At 50.2% G+C, this 25,570-nt stretch carries 25 protein-coding genes; 22 read left to right on the top strand and 3 right to left on the bottom strand.

Annotated features, from left to right (window positions below; genetic code table 11):
* Positions 1 to 24 precede the first annotated feature (24 nt).
* The 13 genes from gpt (at position 25) to pgpA (ending at position 11,020) form a co-directional block, all read left to right on the top strand.
* A complete protein-coding gene (gene gpt / locus VFA_RS03880; protein WP_038150864.1) occupies positions 25 to 489 on the top strand; it encodes a xanthine phosphoribosyltransferase in 465 nt (154 codons plus the stop codon).
* Between the two features lie 90 nt (positions 490 to 579).
* Positions 580 to 1,827, top strand: coding sequence for an esterase FrsA (frsA, locus tag VFA_RS03875; protein ID WP_004724926.1), 1,248 nt, complete (start codon positions 580 to 582; stop codon positions 1,825 to 1,827).
* A 100-nt stretch (positions 1,828 to 1,927) separates the two neighbouring features.
* Positions 1,928 to 2,317 (top strand): sigma factor-binding protein Crl, encoded by a 390-nt coding sequence (gene crl / locus VFA_RS03870; RefSeq protein WP_004724924.1) that lies wholly within the window; start codon positions 1,928 to 1,930, stop codon positions 2,315 to 2,317.
* A gap of 98 nt (positions 2,318 to 2,415) precedes the next feature.
* Complete coding sequence (gene proB, locus VFA_RS03865; RefSeq protein ID WP_004724922.1) at positions 2,416 to 3,573, top strand: glutamate 5-kinase; 1,158 nt, start codon at positions 2,416 to 2,418, stop codon at positions 3,571 to 3,573.
* Between the two features lie 11 nt (positions 3,574 to 3,584).
* Entirely contained in the window at positions 3,585 to 4,835 is a 1,251-nt protein-coding gene (locus VFA_RS03860) for a glutamate-5-semialdehyde dehydrogenase (RefSeq protein WP_004724920.1), read from the top strand.
* 102 nt (positions 4,836 to 4,937) lie between these two features.
* Positions 4,938 to 5,387 carry a transcriptional regulator NrdR gene (gene nrdR, locus VFA_RS03855; RefSeq protein ID WP_014204550.1) on the top strand — a complete coding sequence of 150 codons (450 nt, stop codon included), beginning with the start codon at positions 4,938 to 4,940 and terminating at the stop codon, positions 5,385 to 5,387.
* Positions 5,388 to 5,400: 13 nt separating this feature from the next.
* On the top strand, positions 5,401 to 6,510 hold the full coding sequence (ribD, locus tag VFA_RS03850) for a bifunctional diaminohydroxyphosphoribosylaminopyrimidine deaminase/5-amino-6-(5-phosphoribosylamino)uracil reductase RibD (protein ID WP_004724916.1): 1,110 nt from the start codon (positions 5,401 to 5,403) through the stop codon (positions 6,508 to 6,510).
* A 2-nt stretch (positions 6,511 to 6,512) separates the two neighbouring features.
* Positions 6,513 to 7,169, top strand: a complete 657-nt coding sequence (locus VFA_RS03845; protein WP_004724913.1) for a riboflavin synthase — start codon at positions 6,513 to 6,515, stop codon at positions 7,167 to 7,169.
* A gap of 41 nt (positions 7,170 to 7,210) precedes the next feature.
* Positions 7,211 to 8,320 (top strand): bifunctional 3,4-dihydroxy-2-butanone-4-phosphate synthase/GTP cyclohydrolase II, encoded by a 1,110-nt coding sequence (gene ribBA, locus VFA_RS03840; RefSeq protein ID WP_004724911.1) that lies wholly within the window; start codon positions 7,211 to 7,213, stop codon positions 8,318 to 8,320.
* A gap of 192 nt (positions 8,321 to 8,512) precedes the next feature.
* Positions 8,513 to 8,983 carry a 6,7-dimethyl-8-ribityllumazine synthase gene (gene ribH, locus VFA_RS03835; protein ID WP_004724909.1) on the top strand — a complete coding sequence of 157 codons (471 nt, stop codon included), beginning with the start codon at positions 8,513 to 8,515 and terminating at the stop codon, positions 8,981 to 8,983.
* A complete protein-coding gene (gene nusB / locus VFA_RS03830; RefSeq protein WP_004724908.1) occupies positions 8,983 to 9,453 on the top strand; it encodes a transcription antitermination factor NusB in 471 nt (156 codons plus the stop codon). The genes ribH and nusB overlap by 1 nt, the downstream gene beginning before the upstream one ends.
* An 89-nt stretch (positions 9,454 to 9,542) precedes the next feature.
* A complete protein-coding gene (gene thiL / locus VFA_RS03825; RefSeq protein WP_004724906.1) occupies positions 9,543 to 10,517 on the top strand; it encodes a thiamine-phosphate kinase in 975 nt (324 codons plus the stop codon).
* Positions 10,514 to 11,020 carry a phosphatidylglycerophosphatase A gene (gene pgpA, locus VFA_RS03820; RefSeq protein WP_004724904.1) on the top strand — a complete coding sequence of 169 codons (507 nt, stop codon included), beginning with the start codon at positions 10,514 to 10,516 and terminating at the stop codon, positions 11,018 to 11,020. Before thiL ends, pgpA begins: the two co-directional genes overlap by 4 nt.
* 45 nt (positions 11,021 to 11,065) lie before the next feature.
* On the opposite strand, the gene VFA_RS03815 is transcribed toward pgpA, so the two are convergent.
* From VFA_RS03815 to map, 3 genes are all read right to left on the bottom strand, one after another.
* Entirely contained in the window at positions 11,066 to 11,446 is a 381-nt protein-coding gene (locus tag VFA_RS03815) for a DUF3461 family protein (protein WP_004724902.1), read from the bottom strand.
* A 131-nt stretch (positions 11,447 to 11,577) separates the two neighbouring features.
* Positions 11,578 to 14,202, bottom strand: a complete 2,625-nt coding sequence (gene glnD, locus VFA_RS03810) for a bifunctional uridylyltransferase/uridylyl-removing protein GlnD (RefSeq protein ID WP_004724900.1) — start codon at positions 14,200 to 14,202, stop codon at positions 11,578 to 11,580.
* A 148-nt stretch (positions 14,203 to 14,350) separates the two neighbouring features.
* A complete protein-coding gene (gene map / locus VFA_RS03805) occupies positions 14,351 to 15,193 on the bottom strand; it encodes a type I methionyl aminopeptidase (RefSeq protein WP_004724898.1) in 843 nt (280 codons plus the stop codon).
* A 407-nt stretch (positions 15,194 to 15,600) separates the two neighbouring features.
* On the opposite strand from map, the gene rpsB reads away from it, so the two are divergent.
* From rpsB to bamA, 9 genes are all read left to right on the top strand, one after another.
* Complete coding sequence (rpsB, locus tag VFA_RS03800) at positions 15,601 to 16,329, top strand: 30S ribosomal protein S2 (protein ID WP_004724897.1); 729 nt, start codon at positions 15,601 to 15,603, stop codon at positions 16,327 to 16,329.
* Positions 16,330 to 16,462: 133 nt separating this feature from the next.
* Complete coding sequence (gene tsf / locus VFA_RS03795; protein WP_004724893.1) at positions 16,463 to 17,305, top strand: translation elongation factor Ts; 843 nt, start codon at positions 16,463 to 16,465, stop codon at positions 17,303 to 17,305.
* A 147-nt stretch (positions 17,306 to 17,452) separates the two neighbouring features.
* Entirely contained in the window at positions 17,453 to 18,184 is a 732-nt protein-coding gene (gene pyrH / locus VFA_RS03790; RefSeq protein ID WP_004724892.1) for a UMP kinase, read from the top strand.
* Positions 18,185 to 18,220: 36 nt separating this feature from the next.
* Positions 18,221 to 18,778 (top strand): ribosome recycling factor, encoded by a 558-nt coding sequence (gene frr / locus VFA_RS03785; RefSeq protein ID WP_004724891.1) that lies wholly within the window; start codon positions 18,221 to 18,223, stop codon positions 18,776 to 18,778.
* Between the two features lie 94 nt (positions 18,779 to 18,872).
* A complete protein-coding gene (uppS, locus tag VFA_RS03780) occupies positions 18,873 to 19,625 on the top strand; it encodes a polyprenyl diphosphate synthase (protein ID WP_004724890.1) in 753 nt (250 codons plus the stop codon).
* Between the two features lie 16 nt (positions 19,626 to 19,641).
* Positions 19,642 to 20,484 (top strand): phosphatidate cytidylyltransferase, encoded by an 843-nt coding sequence (locus tag VFA_RS03775; RefSeq protein WP_038150860.1) that lies wholly within the window; start codon positions 19,642 to 19,644, stop codon positions 20,482 to 20,484.
* A 51-nt stretch (positions 20,485 to 20,535) separates the two neighbouring features.
* Positions 20,536 to 21,744, top strand: coding sequence for a 1-deoxy-D-xylulose-5-phosphate reductoisomerase (ispC, locus tag VFA_RS03770; protein WP_038150858.1), 1,209 nt, complete (start codon positions 20,536 to 20,538; stop codon positions 21,742 to 21,744).
* Positions 21,741 to 23,099, top strand: coding sequence for a sigma E protease regulator RseP (rseP, locus tag VFA_RS03765; RefSeq protein ID WP_004724884.1), 1,359 nt, complete (start codon positions 21,741 to 21,743; stop codon positions 23,097 to 23,099). Before ispC ends, rseP begins: the two co-directional genes overlap by 4 nt.
* A gap of 48 nt (positions 23,100 to 23,147) precedes the next feature.
* On the top strand, positions 23,148 to 25,556 hold the full coding sequence (bamA, locus tag VFA_RS03760; RefSeq protein ID WP_004724882.1) for an outer membrane protein assembly factor BamA: 2,409 nt from the start codon (positions 23,148 to 23,150) through the stop codon (positions 25,554 to 25,556).
* Positions 25,557 to 25,570: the final 14 nt, after the last annotated feature.

Here is a 25,570-nt window from a genome sequence, read left to right as displayed (position 1 = left end):
TTTCCAAACTTTAGGTCAATAACAATGAGTAGAAAATTCGTTATCACTTGGGACAATATGCAGAAGTACTGCCGTGAACTGGCTGAACTTCAAATGCCTGCAGAACAATGGAAAGGTATCCTGGGTGTAAGCCGTGGTGGCTTGGTACCAGCAGCTATCCTGGCTCGCGAACTGGGTATTCGTTATGTCGATACCGTATGTATCTCGAGCTACGACCACGATCACCAACGTGACATGAGCGTGCTAAAAGCACCCGATCACGATGGCGAAGGTTTCCTGATTGTTGATGACCTAGTCGACAGTGGCGATACAGCGCGTAAGATCCGTGAAATGTATCCAAAAGCGAAATTTGTGACTGTATGCGCGAAGCCTGCAGGTCGTGAATTGGTGGATCAATACGTGGTGGACATTCCACAAGACACGTGGATTGAACAGCCTTGGGACATGGTTTTGTCGTTTGTTGAACCGGTAAACCGTAAACAAAAATAAACTGTGATTCTCAACTTTATTTGATAATGGCCCTGTTTAGGGCCATTTTTTTTATTACTATTAGGCCACTATTCTCAACAGAGACGCGTTATGTCCGAAGAAATCAGCAAAAACCTTTCTGAGACTTTGTTCCAAAAGCATAAACAAGCCAAAGAAACGTCCTCTCTTATTCAGTACATGCCAAGTAGCCAACAATTTCTTGAACAGAAAAAAGAGCAAGAGGACAACGCTTGGTACCGAAACCTGCGTCGTTTGCAGTGGGCTTGGCAGGGTATCGATCCGGTTGAACAAGAAGAAGTACTAGCGCGTATCGCCTCATCCAAACATTCCCGTACCGAAGATCGCTGGCTGGATACGGTGATGGGGTATCGTGGTGGCAACTGGGCCTATGAATGGACCAAGCTGGGCATGCAGCATCAGGCGCGCGCCGGGTCAAAAGCCGGCGAAAAAGCCGCTGATGAAATGTTTGCCGCGTCGCTCTGCTTCAGCATTGCCGGTTACCCACATCTGAGAAACGATAACCTCGCGCTGCAAGCGCAAATTCTGGCCAACAACGCTTACATGGAAGCGGCCAACCTCACCAAATACGTGGTGAAGCGCTTAGAGTTCCCATACAAAAACAAAAAAATCGTCGGCCACCTGCATCTCTCCAATACTGAAAAACCGCAGCCGGTGGTGATCGTCAGTGCCGGGCTTGATAGCTTACAAACGGACATGTGGCGTTTGTTCCGTGACTTTTTGGTCAAGCGGGATATCGCGATGTTGACCATCGACATGCCTTCGGTGGGCCACAGTTCGCACTGGGCGCTCACAGAAGATTCGTCATGCTTGCATCAGGCTGTGCTCAACCAACTGGATACGCTGCCTTGGGTGGATCACTTCCGTGTCGGCCTCGTTGGATTCCGCTTTGGCGGCAATGCGATGGTGCGCCTGTCGTTCCTTGAGCCAGAGCGTGTGAAAGCGTGTGTCTCTCTCGGCGCGCCGATTCACGATGTGTTGGTCTCGCCGAAAAAAATGAAGATGATGACCAAGATGTACTTGGATGTGCTGGCATCACGTTTGGGCAAATCGGCGGTGGATATCGACAGCTTGTCTGGGCAGTTGATGGCGTGGTCGTTGAAAATGCAAGGCTTCCTTAGCAGTCGTCGTACCAAAGTGCCGATTCTCGCCATGGGGTTGGAAGGCGATCCGGTATCACCGTACAGCGATAACCAGTTGGTGGCGCTCTTTAGTCAAGGTGGTAAAGCTAAGCAAATAAAAAGTAAGACAATTACACAAGGATATGAGCAATCCCTCGATTTAGCGATAAATTGGCTGGAAGACGAACTCAACAGATGACTTTTGCCCTAAATTAGTTAAGAGTGATGAATATATATTGCTTAAATATATAATTATCAAATATTAAAGGTCATTCTTAACATTGCAACGGAGAGTCAATATGTCAGAGGTGACGAAGAGTCCGACCCATTATCGTTTGTTGGCGGCACTGAAAGCCATTGGTCCTTATTTGCGCGAAGGACAGTGCAAAGATGGTTTCTATCTGTTTGATTGTTTAGCGTTTTGTGTCAACGATAAAAAGTCCCCAGAGAAACGTGAATTTTGGGGGTGGTGGATGGAACTGAGCCCAACGTCCGACGGGTTTGAAGCGAAATATCATATCGGGCGTTACAATCTGGCGGGTGAATGGCACGCCGATGCGGTGCCGAAAACGGCATTGCCAGAGGTGAATCGCACGCAGGAAGACTTTCATCAAAAGTTAGAGAAAACGTTACAAGAACGTTTCGCGCTCACGCTATCTTTGCATGAGCAATCAACTGAATTCGTTTAGTTTTACCCGTCTGACATATCTGTCAATCAAAAAGGTGCTTTTTAGCACCTTTTCTGCTTGTGCATTCCGCTGTTGATTGCTAAAACATCTTCTCTTAAATGTTTTTCATTACAGAAGAAATCATGAAAACGAATCATCAAAGCGGAAATGTTTCACAAACTGTCATCGTGAAACTAGGAACCAGTGTTCTGACCGGTGGTACGTTGGCGCTCGACCGTGCGCATATGGTCGAATTGGCGCGTCAATGTGCTGAACTGAAAAAACAAGGTCACTCAGTCGTGATCGTGTCGTCTGGTGCAATTGCAGCAGGCCGTGAACATCTTGGTTACCCCGCACTGCCCAACGCGATCTCAAGCAAACAGTTGCTGGCCGCGGTGGGACAGAGTCAGTTGATTCAAGCTTGGGAATCTCTATTTTCGATTTATGGCATCAAAATCGGCCAGATTCTGCTGACGCGTGCCGATCTTGACGACCGTGAACGTTTCCTCAACGCTCGTGACACCATCAACGCGTTGGTGGCCCACGACATCATTCCGATCGTCAACGAAAACGATGCGGTGGCGACCAACGAAATCAAAGTGGGCGATAACGACAACCTGTCAGCGTTGGTCGGTATTTTGTGCGGCGCTGATAAATTGCTGCTGCTGACTGACCAAAAAGGGCTATTCACCGCCGACCCGCGCAAAGACCCCAATGCCGAGCTGATCAAAGAAGTCAAAACCATTGACGACACGCTGCGTAAAATCGCAGGCGGCAGTGGCACCACCTTGGGCACTGGCGGTATGGCGACCAAACTGCAAGCGGCAGATATTGCTCGCCGTGCGGGCATTGAGGTGATTATTGCGGCTGGTCGTGCGCCGAACGTCATTTTCGATTCCCTGAGCGACGCGCCGCAAGGTACGCGCTTCCTACCGTTGGAAGAAGCGCTCGAAAACCGCAAACGCTGGATTTTGGCTGGGCCAGCTGCATCCGGTGACATCTTCATCGATGATGGCGCAGTGCGCGCAGTCTTGAACAAAGGCAGCAGCTTGCTGGCGAAAGGTGTGGTGCGCGTTCAAGGTGAATTCTCGCGTGGCGAAGTGGTACGGGTGACCAACGGCCATGGCCATTTGGTGGCGCGTGGCATCGCGAAATACTCCAGCCGCGACATGGCAAAAATTGCCGGCAAACACAGTAAAATGATTATCGAAACACTCGGCTATGATTATGGCTCAGAAGTGATTCACCGCGACGACATGGTCGTGATTCAGGAATAGGGAGAGAGACAGTGGACTTAACACTCATGGGGAAAGCGGCCAAAGACGCGTCGTTTCAACTCGCCACCGCCTCGACGGCACAAAAAAATCAGGCACTGGCCATCATTGCTGATGAACTGGAAGCCAATGCGGCGCAAATTCTCGCGGCCAATGCCAAAGATATCCAATTGGGCCGCGATGCAGGTTTAAGTGATGCGCTGTTGGATCGCTTGCTGCTGAATGAATCGCGCCTGAATGCGATTGCCAATGACGTGCGTAACGTGATCAGCCTTCATGATCCGGTGGGCAGCGAAATCGACAGCAAAGTGCTCGAAAATGGCATGTCGTTGTCGCGTCGTCGCGTGCCTCTGGGCGTCGTCGGGGTGATTTATGAAGCGCGCCCGAATGTGACCATCGATATCGCTGCGCTGTGTCTAAAGACCGGTAACGCCTCGATTCTGCGTGGCGGCAAAGAGACGTTTTTCTCCAATGTGGAGCTGGTCAAAGTGATTCAGTCTGCGCTGGAAAAAGCGCAGCTGCCTGCTGCTTCTGTGCAATACATTGAAAAACCAGACCGTGAACTGGTGACTCAACTGCTCAAACTTGACGATTACGTGGACATGATTATTCCGCGTGGCGGCGCGGGCTTGCACAAAATGTGTAAAGAAAACAGTACGATTCCGGTCATCATTGGCGGGTTTGGTATCAGCCATATTTTTGTCGATGACAGTGCCGATTTGGATAAATCGGTGGATGTGATTGAAAACGCCAAAGTGCAGCGTCCATCAGCGTGTAACTCGCTTGATACCTTACTGGTGCATGAAGCCATTGCGCAGCCTCTGCTGGAAAAACTGGTTGCAAAACTGAATGACAAAGTGACGTTTGTCGCGGAACCCAAAGCCAAAGCGCTGATGAGTTCGGCAACACAGCTTCGTGACGCGCAAGCGGGCGATTTTGACACCGAATGGCTGAGCTACACACTGGGCGTGAAAGTGGTGCGAGATGTTCATGAAGCGATTGATCACATGCGTGAGCACAACGCGAGCCACTCGGATGCCATCATGACCAACAGCTTGTGCAACGCGGAGCTGTTCATCAATGCTGCGGGTTCGGCTGCGGTGTATGTCAATGCGTCAACCCGCTTTACGGATGGTGCGCAATTTGGGTTGGGCGCGGAAGTGGCGGTCTCCACTCAGAAACTGCACGCGCGCGGTCCAATGGGCTTGGAAGAGCTCACCAGCTACAAGTGGGTGGGCAAAGCGAACTACTTGTCACGTAGTTAACAAAATAAGCGTAAGTTGTAGACAAAAGGGGCGATTTCGCCCCTTTTCCTTTTCTTCGCCAAACTAATTCCGGTACACTGAAAGCCTTGTTATGGAGGTGATATGCATTGTCCTTTTTGTTCTGAGAACGATACAAAAGTGATCGACTCACGTTTGGTAGCCGATGGCCATCAAGTGCGCCGCCGCCGCCAATGTCTGGCTTGTAATGAGCGCTTTACCACCTTTGAGACCGCCGAACTGGTGATGCCTCGGGTGATCAAATCCAATGGCAACCGTGAACCGTTTGATGAAGACAAAATGGTGGGTGGGTTGCAACGCGCACTAGAGAAGCGCCCAGTCAGTGCCGATGCCATTGAATTGGCAATCAGTACCATCAAATCGAAGTTGCGTGCGACGGGGGAACGTGAAGTCCCAAGCAAATTGATCGGTAATTTAGTGATGGAACAGCTCAAAGAGTTGGATAAAGTCGCTTATATTCGTTTCGCCTCGGTGTACCGCAGCTTTGAAGATGTGCGGGAATTTGGCGAAGAGATTGCTAAACTCGAAGACTGAGCATTTCCAGACTATGCCTACATTTACCTCTTTTGATTATCAAATGATGTCCCGTGCGATCAAACTGGCGCAGCGTGGACGTTTTACCACTGCCCCCAATCCCAATGTCGGTTGCGTGATCACGCAAGGCGAGTCCATTGTCGGGGAAGGGTTTCACTTTCGCGCTGGCGAACCGCATGCAGAAGTACATGCCTTACGTATGGCGGGCGAGCAATCGGTGGGCGCCACCGCATATGTGACGCTTGAGCCGTGCTCTCATTACGGGCGTACCCCGCCGTGTGCTGAAGGCTTGATTAAAGCCGGTGTCGCGCGCGTGATCTGCGCGATGCAAGACCCAAATCCGCAGGTGGCCGGGCGGGGCATTGACATGCTGCGCGAAGCGGGCATTGAGGTGCAGGTTGGTTTATTGGAAGCTGATGCGCTGGCACTGAATCCGGCGTTTATCAAACGCATGAAAACCGGCATGCCATGGGTGCAACTGAAAATGGCGGCAAGTCTTGATGGTCAAACGGCATTGGCCAATGGTCGCAGCCAATGGATTACATCACCACAGGCGCGCCAAGATGTGCAGGCTTATCGCGCGCAAGCTGGCGCGGTGCTATCAACCAGCCAAACCGTGTTAGCCGACAACGCCTCTTTGACGGTGCGTTGGCAGGACTTACCTGCACATGTTCAAGCAACATACGCTGAACAACATCTGCGCCAACCGGTGCGCGCCATTCTCGATCGTCAGCATCAATTGCACCGCGAACTGGCCCTGTATGCAACGGACAGTGCTGTGCTCCGTGTGGCGAATCAGGATGCCGATGTGTGTGTTGCGCTTGATGAACATGGCCAGTTGAATTTGCGCGAAGTCTTGGGAGCGTTAGCCAAACACCACAATATCAACCATATTTGGGTCGAAGCCGGCGCCACTTTGGCGAAATCGCTGCTGGAACAAGACTTGGTGGATGAACTGGTTGTGTACCTGGCACCCAAAATCATGGGCAGCGACGGACGCGGCCTGTTTGGGGCGTTGGGACTGACGGATATGCAGCAGGTTTTGGCGTTGAACATTCAAGATTGCCGAATGGTCGGCCCGGATATTCGCGTCGTGGCGACGCTTGAACGGAAAGATAACTGATTATGTTTACTGGAATTGTCGAAGCAGTTGGTACGCTGACTGCGATTACGCCCAAAGGCGAAGACATCACCATCTCGGTGAATGCGGGCAAACTGGATATGAGCGATGTCAAACTGGGTGACAGCATTGCGACCAACGGCGTGTGTTTGACCGTCGTGGCGTTTGACTCGCACAGCTATAGCGCTGATTTATCGCTGGAAACACTGAAAAAATCCGGCTTTGCTGACTACAAAGTGGGCGATAAAGTGAACCTAGAAAAAGCGATGTTACCGACCACGCGTTTTGGTGGTCACATTGTGTCGGGTCACGTGGATGGGGTGGGCGAAATCGTTGAGCGCAACCGAGTCGGCCGCGCCATTGAATTTTGGGTTGCCATGCCCGCGGAGCTGAGCAAATACGTCGCGGAGAAAGGGTCGATGACGGTGGATGGCATCAGCCTGACGGTCAATGACTTACGCAAAAATGCGTTCAAGCTGACCATCGTGCCACACACCACGCAAGAGACCACGATTGATCACTTCCAGGTCGGTCGTAAAGTGAATCTGGAAGTGGATGTTCTTGCTCGCTATCTGGAGCGTTTGCTGCATGGCGGCCGTGAAGAACAGCCAGCAGAATCGCGCATTACAATGGAATTCTTACAACAAAATGGTTTCGCGTAATTCGGGTTTCCGATTGCGCACCTGACAATAGGACGAGAATCATGCCAATTAGTACGCCTCAAGAAATTATCGACGATATTCGCCTGGGTAAAATGGTCATTCTGATGGATGATGAAGACCGTGAAAACGAAGGCGACCTGATCATGGCGGCCGAGCATATTACGCCGGCAGCGATTAACTTTATGGCGACTCATGGTCGTGGTTTGATTTGTCTCACCATGACCAAAGCGCGTTGCCATAGTTTGGGCCTGCCTCCGATGGTGCAGGACAACAATGCGCAATACACCACCAACTTCACGGTGTCGATTGAAGCGGCAGAAGGCGTGACCACCGGCATTTCAGCGGCTGACCGTGCGCGCACCGTGCAAGCGGCTGTGGCGAAAGATGCCAAAGCGTCGGATCTGGTTCAACCGGGCCACATTTTTCCGTTGGCCGCGCAAGACGGCGGCGTGCTGATCCGCGCAGGACACACCGAAGCAGGTTGTGACTTGGCGCGTTTGGCGGGGTTGGAGCCAGCGTCGGTGATTGTTGAGATCCTCAATGAAGATGGCACCATGGCGCGTCGTCCGGATCTGGAACTGTTTGCGGAAAAACACGATATCAAACTGGGCACCATTGCTGATTTGATTGAATACCGCAACAACACCGAAACCACCATTGAACGTGTAGCGCAGTGCAAATTGCCGACGGAATACGGTGAGTTTGACTTGGTGACGTTCCGCGATGTGATCGATAATCAGATTCACTTTGCGCTGAAAAAAGAGACCGCCACCGATCAAGTGCCGCTGGTGCGTGTGCATCTGCAAGACACCTTTACCGATTTGCTGCGCAGCGACCGCAACGCGGAACGCAGTTGGACGCTCGACAAAGCGATGCAACGCATTGGGCAAGAAGGGGGCGTGCTGGTGATTCTGGGCAATGAAGAGTCCTCTGAACTGCTGCTGCATCGCGTGAAAATGTTTGAACAACAAGACAAAGGCGATGCACCAACGCTTGCGAAAAAGCAAGGTACATCCCGCCGCGTCGGGGTTGGTTCGCAAATTCTGGCGGATCTGGGCATCAGTGACATGCGTTTGCTGTCATCAGCGAACAAGAAATATCATGCGCTGGGCGGTTTCGGCCTCAATGTGGTCGAATACGTCTGCGAATAACTCGAAACAGGCTGCCGCTCGCATGAGCGGCAAGTCGCTGTGCTTTATTAATAATTCAGATTCAATCCCGTTCTCAGGTGGTGCCGTTCGTTGCTCGGCATATCGCGTGTCAAATTACCATTAGATATCGCTCACAAATTTGTGCTAGAATCCGGCGATTCTCACTTGATGAACAGAGTTAAAGGAAAGCTTATGAAAGTGATCGAAGGTGGTTTCCCAGCACCAAATGCAAAAGTTGCGATTGTGATTTCTCGTTTCAACAGTTTTATTAACGAAAGTCTGCTGTCTGGTGCCATCGACACTCTGAAACGTCACGGCCAAGTTAGCGACGAGAACATTACTGTCGTTCGTTGCCCAGGTGCAGTCGAGCTGCCGCTAACTGCACAACGTGTTGCGAAAACCGGTAAATTCGACGCGATCGTGTCGCTAGGTTCAGTAATCCGTGGTGGTACGCCTCACTTTGACTATGTTTGTAGTGAAATGAATAAAGGTCTGGCACAAGTGTCGATGGAATTCAGTATTCCAGTGGCATTTGGTGTTCTGACTGTCGATACAATCGATCAAGCTATTGAACGCGCAGGAACCAAGGCTGGTAATAAAGGTGCAGAAGCTGCACTGAGCGCACTTGAGATGATTAACGTTCTTTCTGAAATTGATTCCTAATGGGGGCCAGTGTGAAACCAGCCGCACGTCGTAATGCACGTCAATTTGCGCTACAAGCTATTTATTCGTGGCAAATTACTAAAGATAATGTTGCGACTATTGAAGAGCAATTCTTATCCGGTGGTAAGTATGATGAAGAAGAGCATCATGCGTCTGAACCAGCACTTGCTGCTCCAGAGACTGACGTTGCATACTTCCGTGATCTTTTAGCGGGTGTTGTGCTTAACCACACAGAGCTAGACAGTAAATTACGTCCGTTCGTGTCTCGTCCAATGCAAGATCTCGACATGATGGAGCTTGCTCTGCTTCGTCTTGCGATGTACGAAATGACACGTCGTGAAGACGTACCATACAAAGTTGTGATTAACGAAGCGATTGAACTGGCTAAAGTTTTCGCTGCAGAAGATAGCCACAAATTTGTGAACGGGGTACTGGATAAAGCCGCACCTCATGTACGCAAAAAATCGTAATTCGCTTTACAATAAAGAGGTCAGCATCAGCTGACCTTTTTTATTTCGCTGCTACACTCTTTTCTGTTCAGAAAGACTTGGAATTTCCGATGTTTGGTGAATTTAACCTAATCGATAAATACTTTTCTTCACGCCAACCACAACGTAAAGACGTGCATCTTGCCTTGGGCGATGATTGCGCGGTCGTCAAAGCGCCCGACAATGTGCGCATCGCGATCAGCACCGACACGATGGTGGCGGGGATTCATTTTCTTCCTCACGCCAACCCTGCTTGGGTCGCGCACAAAGCGCTGGTGTCCAATCTCAGCGACTTGGCCGCCATGGGCGCGACGCCCGCTTGGGTATCGATGGCACTGACGTTGCCTGAAATCGATGAAACCTGGCTCGAACCGTTTTGTACCGCCTTCTTTGACTTGGCCAATTATTACAACATTCAGCTCATTGGGGGCGATACCACCAAAGGCCCGCTCAGCATCACGTTGACCGTCCAAGGCTTTGTGCCACAAGACAAAGTGCTGCTGCGTAGTACCGCCAAAGTGGGGGATTGGGTCTACGTGACGGGTGAGTTGGGAGATAGCAAAGCTGGTCTGGACGTGATTCTCGATGACGCCAAACGTCATGAGCCGTTTGCAGACGAGCTGGAAAAACGCCATTACTTGTCCACGCCTCGAATTCTCGCAGGTCAGGCCTTGCTCAATTTGGCTTCTTCAGCGATCGATATTTCGGATGGCTTGATTTCAGATCTCGGCCACATTCTGCATCAGTCTCAGGTGGGTGTGAGTTTGGATGTGAGTGCGTTGCCGATGTCACAAGCGCTGCGCCAGTTCACCGGTCACATTCAGCTTGCGCAACAATACGCGCTGACCAGCGGTGAAGAGTATGAACTGTGCTTTACCGTCTCAGAGCAGAACAAAGGCTCACTCGACAGTGCATTGGCTCATTGTGGAACCAAGGTCACCTGCATTGGTCAGATTCGGCCCCAGGGAACGTTTGAGCTACATAACCAAGGCGAAACGTTGGATTGGGATCTGCGCGGTTACGATCACTTTAAGGACACGATATGACCAATCCAAAATCTCGACTCTCGATGACCAACCCATGGCACCTGTTGGCCACTGGATTTGGTAGTGGCTTATCACCGGTTGTGCCGGGCACCATGGGCACGCTCGCCTCTGTGCCGGTGTATCTGCTGTTGGCGCATTTGCCGTTGACGGCTTATGTGGTGGTGGTGATCGCGGCCAGCTTGATTGGCATTAAGATCTGTCAGGTCACCTCGAATGACATGCAAGTGCACGATCACGGTTCAATTGTGTGGGATGAATTCGCGGGCTTTTGGATCACCATGTTGATTGTGCCCGCGTTGCAACTGCCGGTCTTTGACTGGAAATGGGTCGTGACGGGGTTTGTGCTGTTCCGCTTTTTTGACATGGTGAAGCCGTGGCCGATTGGCTGGCTCGATAAACGTGTGCACGGCGGGCTCGGCATCATGATTGATGATTTGGTCGCAGGTGTGATGTCTGCCATTGTCCTCGCTGCCATCGGCCATTGGGCGGGCTGGCTCAGCTAACAAAAAAGGTTCCCCGTGGGGAACCTTTTTCAATTGAATCGGGAGTTAAAGCTTCTCGAGATCGGATTCAATTTCCGCGATTTTACTCGCCACCACTTTTTCAAGATGGCGCAAGTCGCTGAGGATTTTCTGCTTCACATCGACTTGAGAAATCTGCACGTTTTTGGTGATTTTGTTCAGCTCATCGATGATCAACGTCAGATTGCGATTGATTTCCGTGACCTCTTTGTATTGATGACTGCCACTGTCAACCAACACATTCTTCACTTGCCTTGGGTATTTAAACTTCACACTCTTGGCAAACAGTTCACCTTTCTGCTTTTTGAAATAGATTTTTAAGACATCTTTGTGCGCTTCCTGACGCAATGAATAGCGTTCAATCTGCGTTGGATCTGTAATCCCTAAACCCGTGAGGTGTGGAAACATAAGCGACCTCTATATTATTTTTGTTACATCAATGACCTGAATTCAATGTAGCAGTCTAATCCTGTGGTAGATAGCTTAGTTGCTACCCATACGCTTAAGTTGTGGACAAGATCGCTATTCCTTTGTGCCACTTAGCTTGGCGCTAATTCAGACACGTTTTCAATCAGCCTTTCGCGCAATGCCAACTCTTCTTCCTCATTCAAGCGGGCACCGTGTGCGCCAGTCAGGATGAACAAGTCTTCTGCGCGCTCGCCGATGGTGGTGATTTTCGCTGCATGTAAGTCGAGATGCAGCTCAGCAAATGTCGCGCCAACGGTGGCCAGAAGCCCCGGCGTATCCAAGGCGACGAACTCCATCAGTGTGCGTTTCTTGCTCTTGGTCGGCAGAAAGTCGACTTGAGTTTTAACCTTAAAGTGTTGTAGGTTACGCGGGATGCGACGGGTTTTAATCTTGGTTGGGCGGCCATCTTCCAGTACATGCACCAGATGTTTACTGAGTGCTTTGTGACGCGATTCTTCTATCGCTTGACCGTTTTGATCCAGCACCATAAAGGTATCGAGCACGTAGCCATCTTTGCTGGTCATGATCTGCGCGTCGTGAACGTTGAGGTTGCGGCGGTCAAGCTCCGCCACCACGGTGGCAAACAGCGCCGGTTGGTCCTTGGTGTAGACAAAAATTTCAGTGCCGCCGCGAGTGGCTTTTTTGCTCACCATCACCAAGGGTTGGGTCGGGTCTTCATGGCGTAGCAAGTGTGTGCAGTGCCACGCGATCTGTTTGTGCGTATGACGCAGGAAGTAATCGGCTTTAAAGCGTTGCCACAGCAGTTCGATTTCGCGGCTGCTAAAGCCCTCTTTGCGCAGCAGAGCGGAGGCGAGTTGCTGGTTGTGACGAATGCGATCGCGCACATCAACCGGGTTTTCCAGCCCGCGGCGCAGCGCGCGTTGCGTTGAGTAAAACAGTTCGGCCAGCAGCGTGCGTTTCCAGCTGTTCCACAACTCCGGGTTGGTCGCGCAAATGTCGGCGACGGTCAAACACACCAAGTATTCGAGGTACTCCTCGTCGCGTACTTTTTTCGCGAACTCAATGATGACATCCGGGTCGTAAATATCCCGGCGCTGCGCGGTGACCGACATCAGGAGGTGGTTTTGCACCAACCAAGCCACCAGTTTGGCTTCGGGTTTGGATAAGCCGTGTTCGATGCAGAAATCATAGGCTTCCACCGCACCAATTTCGGAGTGATCGCCGCCGCGACCTTTGCCGATGTCGTGGAAGATGGCCGCGAGGATGAGTAGTTCTTTTTTCTGAATTTTTGGGTAGACTTCGCAGCAAATTGGGTGTTTTTCATGGTTTTTCATGTCCGAAAAAACATGAATGTGTTTTAACAAACGAATGCTGTGTTCATCGACGGTGTAGACATGGAACAGGTCGAATTGCATCTGGCCGACAATGTGACTCCATTGGGGCAGATAGGCTGCCAATACGCCGAGTTTGTGCATCTGACTGAAGGCTTTATGTAGCGCATTGGGATGGCGAACCAGTTCCATGAACTTCTCGCGCGCTGCCGGAATGGTGTGCAGGAATTTGTTGAGGCGGCGGCGAGCGGTGCGTAATTGACGCATGGTTGATGGCGATACCCCTTCGATGGTGGAATCGTTCGCCATGTGCAAAAACATATCGAGAATGGTTTCCGGACGCGCCTGAAACAGCGCCGGTTTGCGCGCTTCAATCAAGTTGCCACGACGCTGGAAATCCTCGTCGATGATGTCGGGCTCGCTCTCTTCGCCGTTATTTAAAATCGCCTGATCAAACAGTTTGAGCAGCATTTTGTTGAGTTCGGCCACGCGGCGCAGCGTGCGGTAGAACTCCTTCATCATCATTTCAACGGGGCGGTTGCCCTCGCCAGTAAAGCCAAGGTTTTCGGCCACTTGCGCTTGGTGAGCAAACGTCAGACGGTTGTCGTATCGTTTGAGCTCTAAATGCAACGCAAAGCGCACGCGCCATAAAAAGTCCTGACACTCAACCAACTCGCGAAATTCGGCATCGGTTAAAAAGCCATAACGGCTCATTTCATACAATGTGGTGGCACCAAAATGGCGTCGCGCGACCCAACCGAGGGTGTGAATGTCTCGCAGGCCACCCGGCGTGGATTTGATGTCCGGTTCGAGATTGTAAGTGGTGTCGTGATAGCGGGCGTGTCGTTCTCGCTGCTCTTGAATCTTGGCGCGATAAAAGGTTTCGCTCGGCCAGAAGCTTTCGGAATGAATCACCAGTTTCAGGCGGTGGAAGGTTTCTTCACTGCCGCACAAGAGGCGCGCTTCTTGTAGGTTGGTGGCGACCGTTAAATCTTCTCGCCCAATATCGGCACACTCGGCGACAGTGCGCACGGCGTGGCCGACTTCCAAGCGTAAATCCCATAAAAAGGTAATGAATTGACTGATCTTTGCGGCGATCTCGTCGTCTAGTTTGTTGTGTGACACCACCAGAATGTCGATATCCGACAGTGGGTGCAGTTCACCACGGCCGTAGCCCCCCACCGCGACCAAGCTCAAATCGTGTATCTCGGCAAAGCCAAAATGTTGCCACAGACGACGCAGTAACAGATCCATGTACTCTGCGCGACCAAGCACCAAATCGGTGACCGGATTATGGTTGAGGAATTCGTCTCTCTGATATTGAGCGAAGTGTTCAAGCTGTTGTTTCAGCTCACTGATGGTCAGTTGTTCTTCGTTGAAACTCAGCGGCGATAAATAGGGCATACAATGCGGTCCGTGCAAGTCTTTCATACAATAATGAGATTGAATCTATCAGATAACCCCAAGGCGGCTCAAGCAGCGTTGCTGCAATTGGCTGGCTGGAGAAAGTGGATAAAAAAAATCCCTGCCGAAGCAGGGATGAGTATGTGGGTTATGCGTTGTGGAACACGCGAGGAATGCTTTCCTCTTTGCGTAGGGTGAGGATTTCACAGCCGTCTTTGGTCACCAGAATGGTGTGTTCCCATTGCGCAGAGTTTTTGCCATCGGCGGTGTAGACGGTCCACCCATCTTCATCGTCCAAACGACAGCCGAATTTGCCGGCGTTGATCATCGGTTCGATGGTGAAAATCATGCCTTCACGCAGCACTGTGCGGTCGCTATTTTTGTAGTGTACCACTTGCGGTTCTTCATGGAATTCGGCACCGATACCGTGGCCACAGTAATCGCGCACGATCGAGAATTTCGCACGTGGGTTGTTCTTGTTGTTGGTCTTGATGTGTTTTTCAATCGTGGTGCCGATTTCACCCAGTTGGACACCCGGCTTCACTTTTTTCAGTGACAGGTACAGACACTCTTGTGCCACCAAGCACAGACGCTTGTCTGCTGGCGCCACTTCGCCCACTTGGAACATTTTCGATGTGTCACCGTGGTAGCCATCTTTGATAACGGTGATGTCGATGTTCAGGATGTCACCATCCTTCAGAACGCCCGGACGCAGCAATTGACCGAAGTGACTATCGTCTGTGGCTGGAATGCCGTGGCACACGATGTGGTTGATTGAGGTACAAATTGATTTCGGAAAACCGTGGTAGTTGAGAGGTGCTGGAATTGCGCCTTGAACGTCGGTGATGTACTGATGACAGATCTGGTCCAGTTCTTCGGTCGTGACGCCCGCTTTCACATGAGGTTCGATCATTTCTAGAACCTCAGCCGCCAAACGGCCCGCTACGCGCATCTTTTCAATTTCTTCAGCATTCTTAATTTTTACAGACATCGGCTTTCTCTATTAACGCTAGGCACAGGGTGTGCTAATGGCGTTATTGTAACAGTGGAAGAGGGAAGCGCAAGAAGTGAGGCGAGTAAGAATGAGAATTAGAGTCGCTTCACTTAGGGAACGAACAGGCGGATTTGGGCGTGATTCAGGCTCGAAAAGCGCGGGGTAGAACAGGGCGTTTTGCCAATTAAAAGGCATTTTTTTCTAGCCACTGAAGGGGCAAATATGATATAAAGCGCGCCGGAATCTCGGTCTGTTTTCTTCATTATGGCGAAGCAGTGTCGAGTCCACTAACATTTAACTTTAAATCACACACATTCCGACACGTGTTCCGGGGTGCTTCCAGCAAGGCTGAGAAGTCGGAGACATGGGGGATGTGGAGGCCTAACCCCATAGAGGATTATATAATGGCAACTGTATCAATGCGCGATATGCTGAAAGCTGGTGTTCACTTCGGTCACCAGACTCGTTACTGGAACCCAAAAATGAAGCCATTCATCTTTGGCGCTCGTAACAAAGTTCATATCATCAACCTAGAAAAAACTGTACCAATGTTCAACGAAGCACTAGCTGAGCTGGCTAAAGTTGGCGAGAAAAAAGGTAAAGTTCTTTTCGTTGGTACTAAGCGCGCTGCGTCTGAAGCTGTTAAAGAAGCTGCTATTGCAAGCAACCAGTACTACGTAAACAACCGCTGGTTGGGCGGTATGCTGACTAACTGGAAAACTGTTCGTCAATCAATCAAGCGTCTGAAAGATCTAGAGACTCAGTCTACTGACGGTACTTTCGACAAGCTGACTAAGAAAGAAGCTCTAATGCGCACTCGTGAAATGGAGAAGCTAGAGAAATCTCTTGGTGGTATTAAAGATATGGGCGGCCTACCAGACGCTCTATTCGTAATCGACGCTGATCACGAGCACATCGCTATCAAAGAAGCTAACAACCTGGGCATTCCAGTGTTTGCGGTTGTTGATACTAACTCTAACCCAGACGGCGTTGATTTCGTTATCCCAGGTAACGACGACGCAATCCGTGCAGTTCAACTATACCTGAACGCAGTTGCTGAATCAGTAAACGAAGGCCGCAACAAAGACGTTGCAGCAGTTGCTGACAAAGACGGTTTCGTAGAAGCTGAATAATAGCGGCTCTGAGTTACACTTAGCTCTATGTGCCACAACGTTGAAGCATAAGCTAAGTTATAGTTAGCATTGGGGGCCGAAAATGTAGGCCCCTAATTTTTACCATATCCAGAATCAAACTGAGGAATAGAGAATGGCTGTTACTGCTGCTCTAGTAAAAGAACTGCGCGAACGTACTGGCGCAGGTATGATGGAATGTAAGAAAGCACTTGTTGAAACTGACGGTGACATCGAGCTAGCGATCGAAAACATGCGTAAATCTGGCGCTGCAAAAGCTGCTAAAAAAGCAGGTAACGTTGCTGCTGAAGGTACAATCGCAATTAAAGACGCTAACGGTGTAGCTGTACTTCTTGAAGTGAACTGCCAAACAGACTTCGTTGCTAAAGACGGTAACTTTACTGCATTCGTTAACCAAGTAGCTGAAGAAGCTCTGGCAACTAAAGCAACAGTTGAAGAACTGCAAGCTAAGTTCGAAGAGACTCGCGTTGCTCTAGTAGCAAAAATCGGCGAAAACGTAACTATCCGTCGCGTACAATACGTTGAAGGTACTGCTCTGGCTTCTTACCGTCACGGCGAGAAAATCGGTGTAGTGGTTGCTGGTGAAGGCGACGCAGAAACTCTGAAACACATCGCAATGCACGTTGCAGCATCACGTCCTGAGTACGTAAACCCAGAAGACGTACCAGCTGACGTTGTAGCAAAAGAGCGTGAAGTTCAAGTTGAAATCGCGATGAACGAAGGCAAGCCTAAAGAAATCGCAGAGAAAATGGTTGAAGGCCGCATGAAGAAATTCACCGGTGAAGTTTCTCTGACTGGTCAGCCTTTCGTGATGGAACCTAAGAAATCTGTTGGCGAAGTCCTGAAAGAAAAAGGTGCGTCAGTTTCTACATTCGTTCGCCTAGAAGTGGGTGAAGGTATCGAGAAAGCTGAAGGCCTAAGCTTCGCTGAAGAAGTAGCTCTAGCTCAAAAAGGTTAATCCTTAGCGAGAAGGCTCAGAAAAAGACCGTGGCCATGGCTACGGTCTTTTTACGACCAAGGCGAGATTAGTCGTGATGAATGTGCTCACACTTTGAGTGCATCCATGACTGTTAATCAACAACTCTCTTTGTGAAGGTAAAAGTCCATGACAACGAACCCTAAACCCGCATATCAACGTATCCTGTTAAAACTGAGCGGTGAAGCGCTTCAAGGTGAAGAAGGTTTTGGTATTGATCCAGCCGTACTTGACCGTATGGCTCAAGAAGTGAAAGAACTGGTGGAACTGGGTGTTCAGGTGGGCGTTGTTATCGGTGGTGGTAACTTGTTCCGTGGCGCAGGCCTAGCTGCTGCTGGTATGAACCGTGTTGTGGGTGACCACATGGGGATGTTGGCAACAGTAATGAATGGCTTGGCAATGCGTGATGCACTGCACCGTGCTTACGTGAACGCACGTGTGATGTCTGCCATTCCTCTCAAAGGTGTGTGTGACGATTACAATTGGGCCGATGCGATTAGCCAACTACGCCAAGGCCGTGTGGTCATTTTCTCGGCGGGTACAGGCAACCCATTCTTTACAACCGATTCAGCAGCTTGTCTGCGCGGTATCGAAATTGAAGCGGACGTAGTTCTCAAAGCGACAAAAGTAGACGGCGTTTACAGTGCTGACCCGGTAGCCAACCCTGACGCACAACTGTATGATAAGCTCGCATACAACGATGTACTTGATAAAGAATTGAAAGTGATGGATTTGGCAGCGTTCACGCTGGCTCGTGACCACAAAATGCCAATCCGTGTCTTCAACATGAACAAACCAGGCGCACTACGTCGCGTGGTGATGGGTGAAGCGGAAGGCACGTTGATTAGCTCCGCAGTATAATCACTCTCAAGATGAAATAAGAATTAAGGTGAAATTGTGATTAATGAGATCAAAAAAGACGCTCAAGAGCGTATGGACAAAAGTGTTGAAGCACTGAAGAACAACCTGCAAAAGGTTCGTACTGGTCGTGCGCACCCAAGCCTGCTATCTGGCCTCTCTGTTGAGTACTACGGTGCTGCAACACCTCTTAACCAAATCGCGAACGTAGTGGCTGAAGATGCTCGTACTCTTGCGATCACCGTGTTTGATAAAGAACTGACACCAAAAGTTGAAAAAGCAATTCTGATGTCAGATCTGGGCCTGAACCCAATGTCTGCAGGTACAGTAATTCGCGTGCCACTGCCACCGCTGACGGAAGAGCGTCGTAAAGACCTTGTTAAAATCGTACGTGGCGAAGCTGAAGGCGGCCGTGTTGCGGTTCGTAACATTCGTCGTGATGCGAACAGCGATCTGAAAGCGCTGCTGAAAGACAAAGAAATCTCTGAAGATGATGATCGTAAAGCTCAAGAAGAAATTCAAAAGCTGACCGATATCGCAGTGAAGCGTATCGATGATGTGCTTGCTGCTAAAGAAAAAGAGCTGATGGAAGTTTAATTCCCTCCTCTCGCCAGTGTAAAAAACGCTGTGCTCGCAGCACAGCGTTTTTTTATGCTACTCTTCGTCATCTTTTTGTCGTCATTACGTTTCTATGCAAAATTCGCAACTCTCTTCAGATGTTTTACCTCAGCACATTGCAATCATTATGGATGGCAATGGCCGCTGGGCGAAAGCACAAGGCAAACCCCGAGTCTTCGGCCATAAAAATGGCGTTGCCGCTGTCCGAAAAACCATCTCTACCGCTGCGAAATTAGGGATCAAAGCTGTCACACTGTTTGCCTTTAGCAGTGAGAATTGGCGTCGTCCTGAAGAAGAAGTCGGTGTGTTAATGGAGCTGTTTATCACAGTTCTTTCGACCGAAGTCAAAAAATTGCACAAGAACAACCTACGTCTTCGTATTATTGGTGATAAGAGCCGTTTCAGTGAGCGTTTACAAGCTAAGATCGCTCATGCGGAAGCATTGACGGCCAACAACACCGGTCTCGTGGTGAACATCGCCGCGAACTATGGTGGAAAATGGGACATTACGCAGGCAGCCCGTGACATTGCGGTTAAAGTGGCGCGTGGTGAAATTAGCCCAACTGATATCGACGAAGCGTTGATCACCGAACACCTCACCATGGCGGATATTCCGGAAGTCGATCTGCTGATCCGCACCAGTGGTGAATGCCGCATTAGCAACTTTATGTTGTGGCAACTGGCTTACGCAGAAATGTATTTTACGCCCGTGTACTGGCCAGAATTCGGTGAAGACAGTTTAATTGAAGCAGTGACTTGGTTTGTGAATCGTGAGCGCCGATTTGGTTGTACCGGTGAGCAAGTTAAGGCATTGATGGAATCATAAAATAGGATTTCTAAGTTTGAAGCAACGAATTATTACAGCGCTCATACTTGCACCTTTGGTCATTTTAGGCATTTTTTTCTTGCCATTGCCTTGGTTCATTCTCGCCTTGGGCGTTGTGACTCTATTGGGATTTTGGGAATGGACCCAGTTTGTTAATGACTCATCGCGTTATGTGGCCTTACTGCCTGCTGTTGTGGTCGGTGGGGCAAGCTTTCTCCTGATTTCCCCTTGGACGGAGTCGCTGAGTCAGATCACGGGCATTCATTATGTGGTGCTCGCGCTCGGTACACTTTGGTGGCTATATTCCAGTTTTCTCGCTATCACCTTTCCTCGTTCACGCCGCTGGTGGGAATCGTCTAATCCTGCGCGCCATCTGTTTGGTTTACTGACGCTATTACCCTTTTTCTGGAGTGTGATCTTCCTGCGTGCAGAAGGCATTGAGGGCGATTTCTTTCACGGTGCGAAGCTGGTGATGTTTGTTTGCTTCATCGTATGGGCTGCAGATAGTGGTGCGTACTTTACCGGTAAGAGCCTAGGGAAACACAAAATGGCCCCTGCGGTCAGTCCGAACAAAACCGTTGAAGGCCTGATTGGCGGTGTGATTGCCGCCATGGTGGTGGGTTGGTTGTTCGCCGATTGGTTTGCGATTGAGTTTTCATCGCTGGGTGCAATGTTTATCACTATTTTGCTGACCGTTGTGATTTCGGTGTTGGGCGATTTGGTGGAAAGCATGTTCAAACGTGTCTCTGGCATCAAAGACAGCAGCAACATTATTCCTGGTCACGGCGGCATTCTTGACCGCGTCGATAGCCTGACTGCTGCGTTCCCTGTGTTCGCTCTTCTCTATTTCTTGTTCTAACGTCTGGGCAGCCCAAGGGGCTGCTCACACTCAACCACGACGGTTTTTGCTATGCGTAAATTAACGATTCTGGGAGCGACAGGTTCAATTGGAGCCAGTACGCTTAAAGTAGTTGCAGAGAATCCTGAACAATTTACTGTGGTCGCGCTCGCGGCAGGTGGCAATGTAGATAAAATGCGCGAGCTGTGCGCTCGTTGGCGACCGAAATACGCGGTCATGGCCACATCAGACGCCGCATTGCGTTTAGCCGACGAACTGCGCGCCCTCAGATTGCCAACCGAAGTGCTGTATGGCGAAGAGGCCATGTGCCAAGTGGCAGCGTGTGATGAGGTCGATACCGTGATGGCGGCGATCGTTGGTGCGGCGGGTTTACTGCCCACCATGGCGGCGGTGAAAGCGGGCAAGCGTGTGCTGCTGGCGAATAAAGAAGCCTTGGTGATGTCTGGCCAACTGTTTATCGATGCCGTGGAACAGTACGGCGCAGAACTGATGCCGGTTGATAGCGAACACAACGCAATTTTCCAATGTCTGCCGGCGGAGATTCAAACCCGTCTGGGGCGCTGCGATCTCAAACAAGGCGGCATTTCTCACATTCTATTGACTGGCTCGGGTGGTCCGTTCCGTTACAGTGACATCAACTCACTCAAAGACGTGACACCTGAACAGGCCATTGCCCACCCGAACTGGTCGATGGGGCCAAAAATTTCAGTCGATTCGGCGACGATGATGAATAAAGGCCTCGAGTTTATCGAAGCCAAGTGGCTGTTTAATGCCGCGCCAGAGCAATTGAAAGTGCTGATTCATCCGCAGTCGGTGATTCACTCCATGGTGCAGTATTTGGATGGCTCGGTGATTGCTCAACTGGGTGAGCAAGACATGGCGACGCCGATTTCGCTCACTATGGCTTACCCGCAGCGTGTGGTGTCTGGTGTGAAAGCGCTTGATTTTACGCGCTTGAGTGAGTTGACCTTCCTTGAGGTGGATTACGCGCGCTACCCGTGCTTGAAGTTGGCCATTGATGCCTGCTACGAAGGGCAGCATGCGACCACGTCTTTGAACGCGGCGAATGAAATCGCGGTACAAGCCTTTTTGCGTGGTCAGATTCGCTTTACTGACATTGCAACCATCAATGAACGCGTGTTGTCTAACGTGTGTGGGACAAATAGTCCGTTACATTCCTATACCTTGGAAAGCCTGATTGAGCTCGATACAATGGCGCGTAGTTTGGCATCTCAAGAGTTGAAAGAGCGATTGTTATGAGTGGCATTTTATGGAACCTCGTGTCATTTATTGTTGCACTGGGGATTCTGGTCGCCGTGCACGAATTTGGCCATTTCTGGGTGGCGAGAAAGTGTGGCGTCAAGGTTGAAAAGTTTTCGATTGGCTTTGGTAAGTCGCTGTGGAAACGGGTTGGAAAAGATGGCACCGAATACAGCATCTCGGTGATTCCCCTCGGCGGCTACGTCAAAATGCTGGATGGCCGAGTCGACGACGTGACACCGGATCAACAAGCCTTCGCATTTGATAAAAAGCCGCTGTGGAAACGAGCTGCGATTGTCAGTGCAGGGCCTGCGTTTAACTTCTTCTTTGCAGTGTTTGCGTACTGGCTGGTGTTTATGATTGGCGTGCCCGCGGTTAAACCCGTGGTGGGCCACGTTGCGCCATATTCGATTGCCGCCAATGCGGGCCTTGAATCGGGTATGGAAATCAAAGCCGTTTCAGGGACACAAACACCAGATTGGGAATCCGTCAACATGGGGCTGATCTCTCACATCGGGGATCAACGCATGACGTTGACGGTTTCTTCGCCGAATGGTGTCGGCGTCGACGAAATCAAAACTTTTGACCTGAACGGGTGGAACTTTGATCCTGAAACAGAGTCTGCTATGGGAGCGCTTGGCTTTAAGCCGTATACGCCGGAAATCTCTTCGGAGCTGACCAGCGTATCGCAAGACGGCGCCGGTGCACGTGCTGGGTTATTAGAAGGCGATGTGTTGACGCATATTAATGGTCAACCAATCACCGATTGGCAACAAGTGATTGATGCGATTCAAACCCATCCGAACCAAGCATTAGTGATTGATATCGAACGTCAGCACGAGTCGCTGTCGTTGTCGCTCACTCCAGATGCGCGAACGCTATCTCAAGGAAAAGTCATTGGTTTTGCGGGAATCGCACCTAAAGTCGCAGATTGGCCGCAAAGTTATCGATTTGAGCTGCAATTTGGTGTATTTGAATCGTTCGGTAAAGCATTTGAGAAAACCGGCCAGGTGATTGACCTGACCATCAGCATGCTGAAGAAGCTGGTGGTGGGCGATGTTGGGCTGAACAATCTCAGTGGCCCAATTTCTATCGCGAAAGGCGCGGGAGCAACCGCCGACTACGGCTTGGTTTACTTCCTTGGCTTTTTGGCGCTGATCAGTGTCAACTTGGGCATCATCAACTTGGTGCCGCTGCCGATGCTCGATGGGGGGCACCTGTTGTTTTTTGCAATTGAAGCCATTACTCGTCGTCCGGTTCCGGAAAAAGTGCAGGAAATGGGCTATCGCATTGGCGGTGTGATCATCTTCTCTCTAATGGCCGTGGCAATATTTAACGATTTTACTCGCCTGTGATTGATAAGCATTAGGCAAAGGTTGTAGTAAGGAATAACTAGAACAAATATGGCAATGAAAAAAATCCTTTTCGCGACACTGCTCGCAACAAGCGTGTCGGCGAATAGTGCCGAAAATTTTGTGGTGCAGGACATTCAAATTCAGGGGTTGCAACGTGTCGCTCTGGGTGCTGCATTATTGAAAATGCCGGTACGTATTGGCGATACGGTGGATTCTCAGGACGTTGCTGCCATCATCAAAGCGTTGTATGCCTCGGGCAACTTTGAAAACGTCAAAGTGCTGCGCGATGGTAATGCGTTGGTGGTTGAAGTTAAAGAGCGTCCGACCATTGCGAGTGTTTCTTTCTCGGGCAACAAAGCGATCAAAGAAGAACAGCTGCAACAAAACCTCGATGCTTCCGGTATTCGTGTGGGTGAAGCGCTGGATCGCACCAAGCTAAGCAACATCGAAAAAGGTCTGGAAGACTTTTACTACAGCGTAGGTAAATACAACGCGACAGTAAAAGCGGTGGTGACGCCACTGCCCCGTAACCGTGCGGACCTGAAGTTTGTTTTTACTGAAGGTGTCTCGGCCAAAATCCAACAAATCAACTTCATCGGCAACGAAGTCTTTTCTGACAAAGAATTGCTGTCACGCTTCAACCTGAAAGTGGATGTTGCGTGGTGGAACTTCCTGTCTGATGACAAATACCAGAAACAGGTGTTGGCGGGTGATATTGAAGCGCTGCGCACGTTCTATTTGGATCGCGGCTACCTGAAATTCCAAGTCGATTCCACGCAAGTGTCTATTTCGCCGGATAAGAAAGGCGTTTACATCACCATGAACCTCGATGAGGGTAAACCGTACACGGTCAAAGATGTACAGTTCCGTGGTGAGTTGATTGGTAAAGAAGACGAATTCAAATCACTGATCCCGTTTGAAATGGGGGAAACCTACCGCGGTTCGTCGGTCACACAATTGGAAGAAAGCGTGAAGCGCGTGCTGGGCGAAGCGGGTTACGCTTACCCACAAGTGCGTACCATTCCAGAATTTGACGATGAAACTCAGCAAGTGTCGCTGGTGGTGCACGTTGAAACCGGTAAACGGATGTACGTGCGTGACATTCGTTTTGTCGGCAACAACGCAACCCGTGATGAAGTGCTGCGTCGTGAAATGCGTCAGATGGAAGGCGCTTGGTTGAACTCGAAATCGATTGATACCGGTAAAGCGCGTCTGAACCGTTTGGGTTTCTTCGAAACCGTTGATGTACAGACTGTTCGTGTTCCGGGGACCGAAGATCAAGTGGATCTGGTGTACACCGTGAAAGAGGCTAACTCGGGCAGCGTGAACTTCGGTGTCGGTTACGGCACGGAATCAGGCGTGAGCTTTACGGTGGGCCTGACTCAGGACAACTTCTTGGGAACGGGGAACCGTGTGGGCATTAACGCCACCACCAACGACTACCAGAAGAACGTCACGTTGGAATATCGTGACCCGTACTGGAACCTCGATGGTGTCAGCTTGGGCGGTAAAGTGTTCTATAACCAGTTTGAAGCGTCAGAAGCCGGTATCGTTGACTATACCAACGAAAGTTATGGTACCAGTCTGACGTGGGGTTTCCCATTTGATGAACTCAACCGCTTTGAATTTGGTGTCGGCTACACCCACAACAAGATCGGCAACCTAACGCCTTATCTGCAGGTGGAGCAGTTCCTGTGTAACTTAGGGGATTGTAGTCCAGATAACTTGATCACCGATGACTTCGATGTCAACGTTGCGTGGACGCGTAACAACCTCAACAAAGGTTACTTCCCAACCGCCGGTAACTACCAGCGTGCGTCGGGTAAAATTACGGTGCCGGGGTCGGATGCCAAGTATTTCAAACTGCAATACGATGTGCGTCAGTATGTGCCGCTCACCAAAAAGCATGAGTTTACGCTGTTACTGCGTGGCCGCTTAGGGTACGGTAACGGCTACGGTCAAACGGATGGTAACGATAACCTGTATCCATTCTATGAAAACTTCTATGCGGGTGGTTTTACAACATTGCGCGGATTTGGCTCTAACACAGCGGGTCCGAAAGCGGTGTATCGTGATTACTCGGGCTCCAACAATGGTAGCGATACCGCAACCGACAACTCCGTCGGTGGTAACGCCATTGCGCTGGCCAGTATTGAGCTGATTGTACCGACGCCGTTTGCTTCAGATGAAGCTCGCAGCCAAGTGCGAACCAGTATCTTCTACGACATGGCCAGTGTGTGGGATACCGAATTTGATTACCGCAGTAGCGGTGCCGATTATGGCAACAATTACTACTACGATTACTCGGATCCAACCAACTACCGTTCATCATACGGTGTGGCATTGCAATGGATGTCGCCGATGGGACCTCTGGTCTTCTCGCTGGCGAAACCTATTAAGAAATACGAAGGTGACGACGAAGAATTCTTCACTTTCACTATCGGACGAACCTTCTAATAGAGGAAACTATT

Source organism: Vibrio furnissii CIP 102972 (assembly GCF_000176175.1).
Lineage (GTDB): Bacteria > Pseudomonadota > Gammaproteobacteria > Enterobacterales > Vibrionaceae > Vibrio > Vibrio furnissii.
Note: the sequence above shows the minus strand (reverse complement) of the source record. Positions and strands in the feature narration are given on the sequence as shown.